This is a genomic window from Pseudomonas oryzihabitans (genome assembly GCF_007665395.1).
GTDB classification, from domain to species: Bacteria; Pseudomonadota; Gammaproteobacteria; order Pseudomonadales; family Pseudomonadaceae; genus Chryseomonas; species Chryseomonas psychrotolerans_C.
Genome location: NZ_VDND01000010.1, coordinates 168,324 through 181,753 on the forward strand (window position 1 = coordinate 168,324; position 13,430 = coordinate 181,753).

12 protein-coding genes and 1 pseudogene are annotated in these 13,430 nt (G+C 63.9%); all 13 read right to left on the reverse strand.

The window, feature by feature from the left end; genetic code table 11:
- Positions 1-54 precede the first annotated feature (54 nt).
- Positions 55-969 carry a dTDP-4-dehydrorhamnose reductase gene (rfbD, locus tag FSV73_RS19670; RefSeq protein ID WP_145010174.1) on the reverse strand — a complete coding sequence of 305 codons (915 nt, stop codon included), beginning with the start codon at positions 967-969 and terminating at the stop codon, positions 55-57.
- Positions 966-1,502: a dTDP-4-dehydrorhamnose 3,5-epimerase gene (gene rfbC / locus FSV73_RS19675; RefSeq protein ID WP_145010177.1), complete on the reverse strand. Its 537-nt coding sequence runs from the start codon at positions 1,500-1,502 to the stop codon at positions 966-968. The genes rfbD and rfbC overlap by 4 nt, the downstream gene beginning before the upstream one ends.
- A complete protein-coding gene (gene rfbA, locus FSV73_RS19680; protein WP_145010180.1) occupies positions 1,502-2,383 on the reverse strand; it encodes a glucose-1-phosphate thymidylyltransferase RfbA in 882 nt (293 codons plus the stop codon). Before rfbA ends, rfbC begins: the two co-directional genes overlap by 1 nt.
- A 73-nt stretch (positions 2,384-2,456) precedes the next feature.
- Positions 2,457-3,521, reverse strand: a complete 1,065-nt coding sequence (gene rfbB, locus FSV73_RS19685; protein WP_145010183.1) for a dTDP-glucose 4,6-dehydratase — start codon at positions 3,519-3,521, stop codon at positions 2,457-2,459.
- Between the two features lie 221 nt (positions 3,522-3,742).
- On the reverse strand, positions 3,743-5,725 hold the full coding sequence (locus FSV73_RS19690; RefSeq protein ID WP_145010186.1) for a polysaccharide biosynthesis protein: 1,983 nt from the start codon (positions 5,723-5,725) through the stop codon (positions 3,743-3,745).
- A gap of 10 nt (positions 5,726-5,735) precedes the next feature.
- Positions 5,736-6,785 carry an MraY family glycosyltransferase gene (locus tag FSV73_RS19695; RefSeq protein WP_145010189.1) on the reverse strand — a complete coding sequence of 350 codons (1,050 nt, stop codon included), beginning with the start codon at positions 6,783-6,785 and terminating at the stop codon, positions 5,736-5,738.
- Entirely contained in the window at positions 6,782-7,756 is a 975-nt protein-coding gene (locus tag FSV73_RS19700) for an NAD-dependent epimerase/dehydratase family protein (RefSeq protein ID WP_145010282.1), read from the reverse strand. Before FSV73_RS19700 ends, FSV73_RS19695 begins: the two co-directional genes overlap by 4 nt.
- 139 nt (positions 7,757-7,895) lie before the next feature.
- Positions 7,896-8,114, reverse strand: a complete 219-nt coding sequence (locus tag FSV73_RS19705; protein ID WP_145010192.1) for a hypothetical protein — start codon at positions 8,112-8,114, stop codon at positions 7,896-7,898.
- A 244-nt stretch (positions 8,115-8,358) separates the two neighbouring features.
- Positions 8,359-8,646 (reverse strand): integration host factor subunit beta, encoded by a 288-nt coding sequence (ihfB, locus tag FSV73_RS19710; protein ID WP_007160396.1) that lies wholly within the window; start codon positions 8,644-8,646, stop codon positions 8,359-8,361.
- A 188-nt stretch (positions 8,647-8,834) separates the two neighbouring features.
- The gene (gene rpsA, locus FSV73_RS19715; RefSeq protein ID WP_145010195.1) at positions 8,835-10,514 is read right to left on the reverse strand and encodes a 30S ribosomal protein S1; all 1,680 of its coding nucleotides are present in this window, start codon (positions 10,512-10,514) and stop codon (positions 8,835-8,837) included.
- 140 nt (positions 10,515-10,654) lie between these two features.
- Complete coding sequence (gene cmk / locus FSV73_RS19720; protein ID WP_007160398.1) at positions 10,655-11,341, reverse strand: (d)CMP kinase; 687 nt, start codon at positions 11,339-11,341, stop codon at positions 10,655-10,657.
- Between the two features lie 20 nt (positions 11,342-11,361).
- A pseudogene (locus tag FSV73_RS19725) lies at positions 11,362-12,285 on the reverse strand (prephenate dehydrogenase/arogenate dehydrogenase family protein); the annotation flags it as partial.
- Positions 12,278-13,390 carry a histidinol-phosphate transaminase gene (gene hisC / locus FSV73_RS19730; protein ID WP_145010201.1) on the reverse strand — a complete coding sequence of 371 codons (1,113 nt, stop codon included), beginning with the start codon at positions 13,388-13,390 and terminating at the stop codon, positions 12,278-12,280. The pseudogene FSV73_RS19725 and the gene hisC, both read right to left, overlap by 8 nt.
- Positions 13,391-13,430 lie beyond the last annotated feature (40 nt).

The following is a 13,430-nucleotide window of genomic DNA, read 5'->3' on the forward strand; positions in this document are numbered from 1 at the left end:
AACCTCCCTGTTCCACCCTTGGATTCGGCCAGCTTAGCGTGCCCGATCAGGCTGTCAACTCACCAGGGACCCAGCCGGCTCGCGCTCGGTCCTTAGCGCCAGCAGCGTCTGGCGCACGCCCTGGCGCCAGTCGCTCGCCGCGATACCGAAGCGCTGCTCCAGTGCGCTGGAATCCAGCATGGAATACGCCGGGCGCTTAGCCAGCGTCGGGAATTCGGAGGTGGCGATTCCGGTGATGAGGGGCGCGCGCTGCAGCATGCCCAGCTCCTGGCCGGCATCGATGATGTAGCGGGCGAAGTCGCACCAGCTGAGGCCACTGTCGCCGCCGAAATGATAGAGGCCGTAGGCCGTCTGCTCAGGCTGGGCCTGGGCCTGGCCGGCGATCTCCAGCAAGGCATCGGCGATATGGCCGGCGTAGGTCGGACAACCTACCTGATCACTCACCACCCGCAGTTCGTCGCGATCCGCCGCGAGACGCAGCATGGTCTTGAGGAAATTGTTGCAGTGCTCGCTGAATACCCAGGCGGTTCTCAGCACCACGGCCCGCGGACAGGCAGCGAGTACCCGATTCTCTCCTTCGAGCTTGGTCATCCCGTACACGCCGGAAGGACTGACCGGGTCCTCGACCTGGTAAGGCGTCGTCGCCGTACCGTCGAACACATAGTCGGTGGACAGGTGCAGCAGCGCGATACCGGCAGCGCCGCAGGCTTGGGCGAGCACCGCCGGGCCTTCGATGTTGCCGCGCGCGGCGATCTCCGGCTCCTGCTCGGCCTTGTCGACCGCCGTGTAGGCGGCCGCATTGATCACGACGTCGGGTGCGAACCGCTCGAGATGGCTGGTTACCGAGCCTTCGTCAGCGATATCCAGAGTGGCACGTCCATGGGCCTCCCATGCCAGTTCTGAACGCTGAAGACGGTCGGTCAGACAGCGTCCGACCTGACCGTTCGCTCCGGTAACCAGTATCTTCATCTATACAGCTCCGCCAATCGAAGTCCTTGTGCATCTTTGGCGGACAGGATGGGATCCTTGACCCGCCAGTCGATATTCAGATCCGGATCATTCCAGATCAGGGATCCTTCATCAGAGGGATCGTAATAATCTGTGCACTTGTATTCAAAATCAGCGGTGTCGGACAGCACCACGAAGCCATGGGCGAGGCCCGGCGGTATCCAGAGCTGGCGCTTGTTCTCTTCCGAGAGGATCTCGGCCACCACGTTGCCGAAGGTGGGCGAATCCCGGCGAATGTCGACCGCCACGTCCAGCACCTCGCCGCGGACCACGCGGACCAGCTTGCCTTGCGGCTTGCTGCGCTGGAAATGCAGCCCGCGCAGCACGTTGCGCGCGGAACGCGAGTGGTTGTCCTGGACGAACGGCAGGGTGATCCCCACCTGCTGAGCATAGCGCTCGGCCTGGAAGGACTCGAGGAAGAACCCGCGGTCGTCACCGAAGACCTTGGGTTCGATCAGCTTGACGTCCGGGATCGCGGTTTCGATGACCTGCATCAGTCCTGCTCCTTGCACAGCCGCGCCAGGTACTGGCCGTAGCCGGTCTTGCTCAGGGCTTCGGCCTGCAGAGCCATCTGCTCACAGGTGATCCAGCCTTTCTGGAAGGCGATCTCTTCGAGACAGGCCACCTTCAGGCCCTGGCGCTTCTCGATGGTCTGCACGAAATGGCCGGCTTCCAGCAGCGCATCGTGGGTACCGGTATCAAGCCAGGCGAAACCGCGGCCCAGCAGGGAAACGTTCAGCGAGCCGCGCCGCAGGTACTCGTTGTTGACGTCGGTGATTTCCAGCTCGCCGCGGGGCGACGGCTTGATGTTGGCGGCGATGTCCAGCACGTCGTTGTCGTAGAAGTACAGACCGGTGACGGCATAGTTGGACTTCGGCTTCTTGGGCTTCTCTTCGATGCTCAGCGCCTTGCCCTGGTCATCGAACTCGACCACACCGAAGCGCTCGGGATCGGCGACGTAGTAGCCGAAGACGGTGGCGCCCTGCTCCAGGCTCGCGGCCTTGAGCAGCGTCTCGCTGAAGTGCTGGCCGTAGAAGATGTTGTCGCCCAGGACCAGGCAGACGTTGTCATCGCCGACGAATTCGCGACCGATGATGAAGGCCTGGGCCAGGCCGTCCGGACTTGGCTGCTCGGCATAGCTCAGCTGCATGCCGAACTGGCTGCCGTCGCCCAGCATGCGCTGGAAGCCGGGCAGATCGGCCGGCGTCGAGATGATCAGCACCTCGCGGATACCGGCCAGCATCAGCACGGACAGCGGATAGTAGATCATCGGTTTGTCGTAGATCGGCAGCGATTGCTTGGATACGCCCAGGGTAATGGGGTGCAAACGAGTACCGGATCCACCGGCCAGCAGGATTCCCTTGTAGTTGCTCATGGCAAGCGTCCCTCTGAAGATTGACTGTTGCTGTCGGTAGGACACGCCCGGGGGCGTGTCCTCGATAGGATCGTTAAACGGCTTCGCCGAGACGCTCGAGGCGATAGGCACCGGACAGTACCCGCTGCCACCACTCCCGATTGTTCAGGTACCAGGTGACGGTTTTGCGCATGCCGGTCTCGAAGGTCTCCGCCGGCGTCCAGCCCAGTTCGCGGCCGATCTTGCTGGCATCGATGGCGTATCTCATGTCGTGACCGGGGCGATCCTTGACGAAGGTGATCAGGTCGCGATAGCGCTCGACACCCGCGGGCTTCTGCGGAGCCAGCTCTTCCAGCAGGTCGCAGATGGTCTCGACGACCTGCAGGTTGCGCTTCTCGTTATGGCCGCCGATGTTGTAGGTCTCACCGACCTCGCCCTGGGTCACCACGGTATAGAGCGCCCGGGCATGGTCTTCGACGAACAGCCAGTCACGCACCTGGGAACCATCGCCATAGATCGGCAGCGGCTTGCCATGGATGGCGTTGAGGATGACGTGGGGAATCAGCTTCTCGGGGAAGTGATAGGGCCCGTAGTTGTTCGAGCAGTTGGTCACCAGTACCGGCAGGCCGTAGGTGCGGCCCCAGGCGCGTACCAGGTGGTCGCTGCCGGCCTTGCTCGCCGAATAGGGCGAGCTCGGCGAATAGGGGGTGGTTTCGGTGAAGAGGTCGTCGGTGCCGTGCAGGTCGCCGTACACCTCGTCGGTGGAGATGTGGTGGAAACGGAAGGCGGCCTTGGCGTCCGGCGCCAGCTCGTTCCAGTAGGCACGGGTCACTTCCAGGATGACGCCGGTACCGACCACGTTGGTCTGGATGAAGGCGGCGGGGCCTTCGATGGAGCGGTCCACATGGGACTCGGCAGCCAGGTGCATGACCACATCGGGCTGGAAGGACGCGAACACCTGTTGCAGGGCAGCGAAGTCGCAGATGTCCACCTGGTGGAATTCGTAGCGCTCGGAATCCGCGACCTCGGCCAGCGAGTCCACGTTACCGGCGTACGTCAACTTGTCGACGTTGGCGACCTTGCATTGGGTTTCGTTGATAAGAAAACGTACCACGGCGGAACCAATGAAACCCGCGCCACCCGTTACCAGTACCTTCATCCTGAATCCTGCCTATATCGATTTGCACATCATCGCGCCCATAGCCGCGGGCGAGACATCGGAGGACGGCGCAGCCATCCCTGGCTTAGGTGGCAGCCACAGCTATCCACCCAAAGACCTGAGTTAAACAGTGACAGGAAAGGAAAGTTCAGCCTAGTGGCCGGTGGCTGCCGCTTCTGTGCTCGGCTTCAAATCCAGGCTGAAAGAAAGCGCGGACGGGATCACTCGATGGATCTCTTGCCGTGCAGCCAGTCGACGATGTCGCCCTCTGGCGAATAGCCGGCGACGGTGTCGCGCAGCAGCTGCCGGACGCGCAGGTAATCACCCGCCTCTATCGCCCGGCTGAGCTCGACGAGGGCGCTGCGGAAGACTTCCCAGGCGAGAAAGTCTTCGCTGGAACGCATGATCTTGGGATGAGAGGTCGGGCTCACGTCGTCACCGATGAGTAATTCCTCATAGAGCTTTTCGCCGGGCCGCAGGCCGGTGAACTCGATGGCGACGTCGCCGTGGGGATTGGCCGGCGAGCGTACGCTAAGGCCCGAGAGCTTGATCATCTGCTCGGCCAGTTCGACGATGCGCACCGGTTCGCCCATGTCGAGCACGAAGACGTCACCGCCCTCGCCCATCGCTCCCGCCTGGATCACCAGCTGCGCCGCCTCGGTGATGGTCATGAAGAAACGGGTGATCTTGGGGTGGGTGACGGTGACCGGGCCGCCCTTGCGGATCTGGGTGCGGAACAGCGGGATCACCGAGCCGGACGAACCCAACACGTTGCCGAACCTGACCATGGTGAAGCGGGTCCGGTTGACCTGGTGAATGCCGTCCGCCTGGCCATGCAGCACGGGCGCCGCCTCGCGGCTTAGGGCTTGCAGGATCATCTCGGCCAGGCGCTTGGTACTGCCCATGATATTGGTGGGCCGGACCGCCTTGTCGGTGGAGATCAGCACGAAACTGGTGACGCCGGCCTGGATGGCCGCCTGGGCGGCGTTGAGCGTGCCCAGCACGTTGTTGCCGAAGCCCTCGGCGATGTTGTGCTCGACCATGGGCACATGCTTGTACGCCGCCGCATGGTAGAGGGTCGCCACCTTCCAGTGGCGCATGACCTGCAACAGCAGCGGCGCATTGCGGATGGACCCCAGCACCGGCACCAGGGTGACCGGCAAGGCTTCGCGCTGGATATGGGCGTCCAGCTCGCGGTGGATGCTGTAGAGATTGAACTCGGCATGGTCGAGCAGAATCAGGGTGATCGGCTTCTGGCCGATGATCTGCCGGCACAGTTCCGCGCCGATGGAGCCCCCTGCCCCGGTCACCATGACCACCTGACCGGTGATGCAGCGGGCGAACAGCTCGGGCCTGGGCGTGACCGGATCGCGCCCTAGCAGGTCGGCGATGTCCACCTCCTGCAGGTCATCCACCTGAACCTTGCCGCAGGCCAGGTCACTGATGCGCGGGACGGTCCTGACGTGCAGCGGATAGGGTTCCAGCAGGCCGAGCACCTCGCGGCGGCGCGCCCGGGTGGCCGAGGGAATGGCCAGCAGGATTTCCTCGGCACCGGATTCGTCGATCATCTGCTGGATGTGCTTGGGGGTGTAGACCTTGAGCCCGGCGATGATGCGGTTGGCGATGCTCTTGTCGTCGTCGATGAAGGCCACCGGACGCATGGCGCGCCCCATGCGCAGCGCCGCGACCAGCTGGTTGCCCGCCGAGCCGGCGCCGTAGATGGCCACCCGGGGCAACTCGTCCGGCTGCTTGATGAAGGGCACGGTGATGGCGCGATACCAGTCGCCGAGGAAGTACTGGCGCAGCGCCAGGCGCAGGCCGCCGATCAGGATAAGGCTGACGATCCAGTAGTTGAAGATCATCGAGCGCGGCACGATCTCCGGCAGGTCGCGGTACCAGTAGATCACCACCGACAGCAGCAGCGTCGACAGCGTCACCGCCTTGGCGATGGCGATCAGCGCATCGTTGCCCAGGTAGCGCATCACCGCGCGGTACATGCCGAAGCGAATGAACAGGGGAATGGCGATGGCCGGGGCCGTGAGGAACAGCCAGGCATGACCGCTGAACGGCTCGATCATCTGCACCGAGCCCAGGCGCAGATAGAACGCCAGCCACAGGGAAGCCCAGATCAGCAGCAGGTCGACGGCAACCTGGATGATTCGCTTCGTACGCCGGTTCAGCTTGACCAGATGGTCACGCAACATATCAGTGTCCCTAATCCCTGAATCCGGTGGACTGCGCAGCCGTGGCTACTTCATCGGTCCCAGCTTGGTATCGAAGGGCCAGGCAAAGCAAGGGCCCGTAGGCGAGCAACAGTCCCAGTATGGCACCTAAACGGCCGAGTCCCACCAGTAAAGCGATAGGCAGTAGCCAGAGTCCATTGATGGCCAGTACCGCCAGGGTCACCGGCCGATGGGCCCCATGGCGGCGGGACGCCCACTGGTAGGCATGGGTGCGATGGGCTTCATAGGGCTTCTTGCCGCGACTCAGCCGGCGCAGCAGCGTCCAGGTCGCGTCGACCACGAAGACCCCCAGCAGGATCAGCCACGCCCAGAACAGCGCCAGATCGCTCAGCGCCGCCTGCAGAGAGAGGATGCCGAGGATCAGCCCGAGGAAGCCGCTGCCCACGTCACCCATGAAGATCCGCGCCGGGGGAAAATTCCATAGCAGGAAACCACTGACCGCCGCGGCCAGCAGCAGGGTCTCGGGCAGCAGGTCGCCCTGGCCGCCGAGTGCATAGATCAGCGCCATGCCCAGGCAGACGCTCACCGCCTCGACGGCGGCGATCCCGTCGATGCCGTCCATGAAGTTGTAGAGATTCAGTAGCCAGACCAGATAGAGGACGCCCACCACCCCGACCAGCCAGCCCGGCAGCCCCAGCGCCGTGGCCAAGGCAGAGGGCAGGACCCCGTAGCCACCGAGCCAGAGCAAGGCGCCCCCCGCTGCCAGGAAATGCCCGAGCAACCGCCAACCGGCGCCGACGTGCCGGTGATCGTCGATGAACCCCAGCAGCGCCACCAGCAGCCCCGCCCCTACCAGCACGGCGCAGGAAGAGGCTGCCAACCCTCCCAGCAGTTGCAAGGCCAGACAGCCGAGCACGAACACCACCACGATCGCCAGACCGCCACCCCGCGGCGTCGCCACCTGGTGCGAACTGCGGGCATTGGGCTCGTCGAGCAGGCCGCCGGAGAGGGCATAGCGCCGGATTCCCGCCGTACCCAACCAGCTGCAGCAGCCGGCGACAGCCAATAGGAGCAGCATCATCTGGACGGCTCCGGACGAGCTCGCTGGGCGCCCAGGGCGCGCAAGGCGACGCGCGCCGACAGCGGCGGCTGCCAGCCCAGCAGGGTCTTGGTGGGTCGGATATCGACCTGCAGCGAGCCGCACAGCCGTTGGGCAACCTCGGCGCGTCCCAGCAACCGCGCGCCTCCCTCCAGCCAACGGGGCGGTATGGCGATCAGCCTGGCCTTCCGCCCCAGGCCCTCGCCGAGCAGTTCGAGCAGCTCGGCGGTGGAGAGGTCTTCATCGTCACTGGCCAGCAAAACAGCGCCGGCCGCCGCTGGTGCTTCGATGCACAAGGTCAGCAGGTCGAGCAGGTTTTCCAGGGCGAGCAGGCTGCGCCGGTTCTCTCGAACCCCCCCCAGGGGCAACGGGATACCGCGCACCAGGGCCTCAAGCAAACGGGCCACATTGGCCTTCACGCCGGGCCCATAGACCAGCGGTGGCCGGATGATCACCACGTCCAGGCCGGTCTCGGCCATGAGTGTCAGCAACTGCCGTTCGGCAGCCGCCTTGGAACGCGCATAGGCGTCGGTGGGCCCAGGAGGATCTTCGGCACGGAACGGCTGGCCAGGCAGGGTCCAGTCGCCATTGACCTTGATGCTGCTGGCGAAGATGAAACGGCGAACACCTGCTGCGGAAGCATCGCGAGCCAGCTTCAGGGTAGCGGCCCGATTCACCTCGTCGTAGCGCCTGTCACTGGCCGCGCCGGGCTCCTCGCCTAGCTGGTGCACCCGCGCGGCGAGATGAATGACGGTATCCACGCCTGCCAGCGCAGCGGTCCAGTCGGTGTCGGCTGACAGCTCGCGGATCACCGTCGTGACCCCGGCAGGGGCCTGACCGGCAGACGCCTGACGCTGCGCCGCTACTACCAAATATCCCTTGGCTTGCAGGTGCCGGACCAGGGCCGCACCGACGAACCCTGTCGCTCCCGTCACCAGAATCTTGCGTTCCATCAAGCTATTACGCCGTGCCTGTCAGCCAGAAAATGGGGCTTATGGTATGACATTGCCTGGCAAGGGCCTAGCCATGCGGCTCGCGGACATAAAAAAGCCCGCCGGGCGTGAGCGCGGCGGGCCGGAAATCTGAGTGGCCTTACAGGGTCTTGGCAGAGACCGGTACTTCGATGGCCTGGAAGCGAGCAGGCTGAGCGACGTAGTGGCGCGAGAAGTTCTCGACGCGCTGAACCGGCTGCAGGAACAGGGCAACCATCCAGCTACCTGCCAGGGCGGCTACCGCCAGGAAGGGGTGTCCGAGTTGCATGCTGGTGAAGCAGGCGGCGATACCGATCCAGATGAAAAGATAATGGCGCATGACAACTTCCTCACTCGGAGTGGACTACGAGGTCACCCAAGACCTTCTGTGAGCGAAGTCTCATACAAAAATCGGAACCCGTCTACAAAAATATCAAAAAGCCTTGACTTTTTTTGTAAACGTCAAAATACCGATAGAGAAGCTAGCGATAACGCTTTTTTGACGACTGCAGCCAGCGGGAAAAACCAATAAAAATCAAAAGCTTGAGATCAACGAAAAGACATCTGACGTCCGACCGACGACTTTATGGCTCAAGCTCGTTGACCCGGTCTCTCAGCTCCTTGCCGGGCTTGAAGTGAGGCACGAACTTGCCATCCAGCAGTACCGACTCCCCGGTCTTGGGATTGCGCCCGGTGCGCGGTGCCCGATAGTGCAGGGAGAAGCTGCCGAAGCCCCTGATCTCGATGCGGTCACCGGTGGAAAGGGCCTGGGCCATCTGTTCCAGCATGGTCTTGATCGCCAGCTCGACGTCCCTGGACGATAACTGCCCCTGATAGGACACGATGCGCTCGATCAACTCCGACTTGGTCATGGATTTTTCCTTCGTTATCAAGCGGCTAGATCACCTCCCAGGACTTTTAGCACGCTGGCCGATTTTTGAAAAGTCAAGCGGGTCGCTTTAGCCCCGGCAACTTTTTACCCGCCATGACCGCACCACCCTCTTTATGCCGGCCAAAAAAAAGCGACCCCGGAGGGTCGCTTCTTCATTCAAGCTCGAACTTAGTTCTGGCTTTCCATCTGCGCCTTGATCAGGTCGCCGATGGTGGTGGGGCCAGCAGCAGGCTCTTGCTTGCTACGCAGGGAGCTCATGGCTTCCTTCTCGTCGTCGACGTCCTTGGACTTGACGGAGAGGCTGATCACGCGGCTCTTGCGATCGATGCTGATGATCTTGGCTTCGACTTCGTCGCCTTCCTTCAGCACGTTACGGGCGTCTTCGACGCGATCACGGCTGATTTCGGACGCCTTCAGGACGCCTTCGATCTCGTTGGCCAGGGTGATGACGGCGCCCTTGGCATCGACTTCCTTGACGGTACCGCGCACGATGGTGCCTTTCTCGTTCAGGGAGGCGTAGTTGGAGAACGGATCGTCTTCCAGCTGCTTGATACCCAGGGAGATGCGCTCGCGCTCGGGGTCAACGGACAGGATCACGGTGTCCAGCTCGTCACCCTTCTTGAAGCGACGCACGGCTTCTTCGCCGGTTTCGTTCCAGGAGATGTCGGACAGGTGTACCAGGCCGTCGATGCCGCCTTCCAGACCAATGAAGATACCGAAATCGGTGATCGACTTGATGGTGCCGGAGATGCGGTCGCCCTTGTTGAACTGACCCGAGAACTCTTCCCACGGGTTAGCGCGGCACTGCTTGATGCCCAGGGAGATACGACGACGCTCTTCGTCGATATCCAGGACCATGACTTCCACTTCGTCGCCGACCTGAACGACCTTCGACGGGTGGATGTTCTTGTTGGTCCAGTCCATTTCGGACACGTGCACCAGGCCTTCCACGCCCTCTTCCAGCTCGGCGAAGCAGCCGTAGTCGGTGAGGTTGGTGACGCGCGCCTGAACGCGGGTGCCTTCCGGGTAACGGGCCTTGATGGCAACCCACGGATCCTCGCCCAGCTGCTTCAGACCCAGGGAGACGCGGTTGCGCTCGCGGTCGAACTTCAGCACCTTGACGTCGATCTCGTCGCCGACGTTGACGATTTCCGACGGGTGCTTGATGCGCTTCCAAGCCATGTCGGTGATGTGCAGCAGGCCATCGACGCCGCCCAGGTCGACGAACGCACCGTAGTCGGTGAGGTTCTTGACGATACCCTTGACTTGCTGGCCTTCCTGCAGGGATTCCAGCAGGGCTTCGCGCTCGGCACTGTTCTCGGCTTCCAGGACGCTACGACGGGAAACGACAACGTTGTTGCGCTTCTGGTCCAGCTTGATGACCTTGAACTCGAGTTCCTTGCCTTCCAGGTGGGTGGTGTCACGCACCGGGCGGACATCGACCAGGGAGCCCGGCAGGAACGCGCGGATGCCGCTGACGTCGACGGTGAAACCGCCCTTGACCTTGCCGTTGATGACACCCTTGACCACTTCGTCGGCGCTGAACGCTGCTTCCAGGACCAGCCAGGACTCGGCGCGCTTGGCCTTTTCGCGAGACACTTTGGTTTCGCCGAAACCGTCTTCAACGGCATCCAGGGCTACGTGGACTTCGTCACCCACGTTGATGGTCAGCTCGCCTTGTTCGTTGTAGAACTGCTCGAGCGGAACCAGGCCTTCGGATTTCAGGCCGGTGTCGACCACAACCCAGTCGCCATCGATCGACACCACGGTGCCGATGATGATCGCGCCCGGCTGCATGTCGAGGGATTTCAGACTTTCTTCAAAGAGTTCTGCGAAGCTTTCGCTCATGTTTATACCTGTTGTGTGGATACCCGATGTATCCGGCTACCGCATGACCAGCCCATGCGGGGTGAGTGGTAACCATCCGGCTACCGGGATGCGACTGGTTCCCGGCAGCTTTCACCGACGACTCGGATGAGCCTCGGCCTTCATCCCGCCAGGTCGCGCTCGGCGGCCAGGGTCAGGATGCGTTCCAATACCTGTTGTATGGAGAGATGCGTGGAATCCAGCTCGACGGCATCGTCGGCGGGCTTGAGCGGAGCGACGCTACGCTGACTATCGCGGGCGTCCCGCTCACGGATCTCTTCCAGGAGGGCAGGCAAGCTAACATTTTCGCCCTTCTGCTTCAACTGAAGATAGCGTCTCTGTGCTCTTTCCTCGGCACCGGCGGTCAGAAAGATCTTCAGTTCGGCATCCGGGAACACCACGGTACCCATGTCGCGACCGTCGGCCACCAGGCCGGGGGCCTCGCGGAAGGCCTGCTGGCGTTGCAGCAGGGCATCGCGCACGGCCGGCAGGGTGGCGACCTGGGAGGCGCCGGCGCCGACTTCCTCGGTGCGGATGACGTCGGTGACGTCTTCGCCTTCGAGGATGATGCGCTGGCCATGCTCATGGCCGGCGAGGAACTGGACGTCCAGGTGGGCGGCCAGCAGCTTGAGCGACTCCTCGTTGGTGTAGTCGACCCCGTGGTTGCGCGCGGCGAAGGCCAGCAACCGATAGAGCGCGCCGGAATCCAGCAGATTCCAGCCGAGCTGGCGGGCGACCAGCGCCGCGAGGGTGCCCTTCCCCGAACCACCGGGACCGTCGAGGGTAATGACGGGTGCGGTACTGCTCATGAGTGCCCCTCCGTAAGGGAATGAGTGGCGGCGATCTGGGCGCCAGCCTGGGTACGGCTGGCGAGGATGCGCCCGAAATACTCGCGCGCACCGCGCGCGTGGGTCAGCACCTCCATGAGGAACTGACCATCGCCGGCCTGGATGGCGCCACGCAGCTCGTCGAGATCGGCGCGATAGGTGTCCAGGGCCTGCAGCACGGCTTCGCGATTGGCGATGAAGATGTCGTGCCACATGGTCGGATCGCTGCCGGCGATGCGGGTGAAGTCGCGGAAGCCGCCGGCGGCGTAGTGGAAGATCTCGCGGTTCTCGCTGCGCTTGGCCAGGGAGTCCACCAGGTTGAAGGCCAGCAGGTGCGGCAAGTGGCTGGTGGCGGCGAGGACCTGGTCATGGTGCTCGACGGTCATGTGCTCGACGTCGGCGCCGATGGCGCGCCAGAGCCGATCGACCTTGTCCAGGTCGGCCGACAGGGTCTCTTCCAGCGGGGTGAGGATGACCTTGTGGCGATTGAACAACGCCGCGTTGGCCGCCGTGACGCCGCTGCGCTCGGAGCCGGCAATGGGATGACCCGGCACGAAACGCAGCGACTGGCCGGCGAAGGCGCGGCGCGCGGCGCGCACCACGTTGCCCTTGGCACTGCCGACATCGGTGAGGATGGCGCCCTGCAGGGGCAACGCCGCGAGTTCGGCCAGTACCCGCTCCATGGCCAGGATGGGCACCGCGAGCTGGATGAGGTCGGCACCGGGGCAGGCCTCGGCCAGTTCGGCGACGCAGCGGTCGACGACTCCCAGCTCCACGGCCAGGCGCCGGGTTTCCGGATCACGGTCGACGCCGACCACCTCACGGCAAAGGCCGCTGGCGCGGGCACCCTTGGCGAAGGAGCCGCCGATCAGCCCCAGGCCGACGACGACGAGACGCTCGACCAGCGGGGTGGGCAGCTCAGCCACGACCCAACACCTTGGTCAGCGCCGCCAGGAAACGGGCGTTTTCCGCCTCGGTGCCGATGGAGACGCGCAGGAAGGTCGGCATGCCGTAGCCCGCCACGGGGCGCACGATGACGCCCTCCTGCAACAGCCCCTGGTTGATCGGCGCGGCATCGCGACCCAGGTCGACGGCGATGAAGTTGCCGCGCGAGGGGATCCACTGGAGGTCCAGCTCGCGGAAGCCGGCTTCCAGCTGGGCCATGCCGGCGTCGTTGAGCGCGCGGCTGCGGGACAGGTAGTCGCTATCGGCCAATGCAGCGCAGGCAGCCGCCTGGGCCAGGCTGTTGACGTTGAACGGCTGGCGTACGCGGTTGAGGACGTCGGCCACGGTCGGCGAGGAAAAGGCGTAGCCCACCCGCAGGGCGGCCAGGCCGTAGGCCTTGGAGAAGGTCCGCGAGACGACGAGGTTCGGGTACTGCGCGAGGAAGGCCAGGCCATCCGGCAATTCGTCGCCCTCGGCGTATTCGATGTAGGCCTCGTCCAAGACCACCAGGACGTGCTCGGGAACGCGGGCGAGGAAGCGCGCTAGGGCCTCGCTGTCGAACCAGGTACCGGTGGGGTTGTTGGGGTTGGCGACGAACACCACCCGGGTCTCGGCGTCGATGGCGGCAAGCATGGCCTCGAGGTCGTGGCCATAGTCCTTGGCCGGGACGCTGCGCCCTTCGGCGCCGATGGCCAGGGTCACCAGCGGATAGACGGCGAAGGCATGCTCGCTGAACACGGCGTTGTAACCCGGCGCCAGGTAGGCACGGGCGACCAGTTCGAGGATGTCGTTGGAGCCATTGCCCAGGGTGATGCCGCTCGGCGCCACGCCGAAGCGCTGGCTGAGCGCCTGCTTGAGGTCGAAGGCATTGCCGTCGGGATAACGGGTCAGTTCGGCCAGCTCGGCACGGATGGCCTCGAGCGCCTTGGCGCTGGGCCCGAGCGGGTTCTCGTTGCTGGCGAGCTTGACGATGCTGGCGGGCGCGATACCCAGTTCGCGGGCCAGTTCATCGACGGGCTTGCCGGGCACATAGGGCGAGAGTTGCTGTACGCCGGGAAGGGCTTGTGCCAGGAAATCGCAGCTCATGGAGACCTCTTCAACTTGCAATGACGACGACCTTGGCCGC

What these genes read in the sequence shown, in the direction of transcription:
- rfbC (WP_145010177.1), bottom strand. Translation starts at nt 1,502, where the DNA reads ATGCAGGTCATCGAAACCGCGATCCCGGACGTCAAGCTGATCGAACCC.
- FSV73_RS19700 (WP_145010282.1), bottom strand. Translation starts at nt 7,756, where the DNA reads ATGGAACGCAAGATTCTGGTGACGGGAGCGACAGGGTTCGTCGGTGCG.
- rfbD (WP_145010174.1), bottom strand. Translation starts at nt 969, where the DNA reads ATGAAGATACTGGTTACCGGAGCGAACGGTCAGGTCGGACGCTGTCTG.
- hisC (WP_145010201.1), bottom strand. Translation starts at nt 13,390, where the DNA reads ATGAGCTGCGATTTCCTGGCACAAGCCCTTCCCGGCGTACAGCAACTC.
- ihfB (WP_007160396.1), bottom strand. Translation starts at nt 8,646, where the DNA reads ATGACCAAGTCGGAGTTGATCGAGCGCATCGTGTCCTATCAGGGGCAG.
- rfbB (WP_145010183.1), bottom strand. Translation starts at nt 3,521, where the DNA reads ATGAAGGTACTGGTAACGGGTGGCGCGGGTTTCATTGGTTCCGCCGTG.
- FSV73_RS19695 (WP_145010189.1), bottom strand. Translation starts at nt 6,785, where the DNA reads ATGATGCTGCTCCTATTGGCTGTCGCCGGCTGCTGCAGCTGGTTGGGT.
- FSV73_RS19690 (WP_145010186.1), bottom strand. Translation starts at nt 5,725, where the DNA reads ATGTTGCGTGACCATCTGGTCAAGCTGAACCGGCGTACGAAGCGAATC.
- cmk (WP_007160398.1), bottom strand. Translation starts at nt 11,341, where the DNA reads ATGAGCAGTACCGCACCCGTCATTACCCTCGACGGTCCCGGTGGTTCG.
- rfbA (WP_145010180.1), bottom strand. Translation starts at nt 2,383, where the DNA reads ATGAGCAACTACAAGGGAATCCTGCTGGCCGGTGGATCCGGTACTCGT.
- FSV73_RS19705 (WP_145010192.1), bottom strand. Translation starts at nt 8,114, where the DNA reads ATGCGCCATTATCTTTTCATCTGGATCGGTATCGCCGCCTGCTTCACC.
- rpsA (WP_145010195.1), bottom strand. Translation starts at nt 10,514, where the DNA reads ATGAGCGAAAGCTTCGCAGAACTCTTTGAAGAAAGTCTGAAATCCCTC.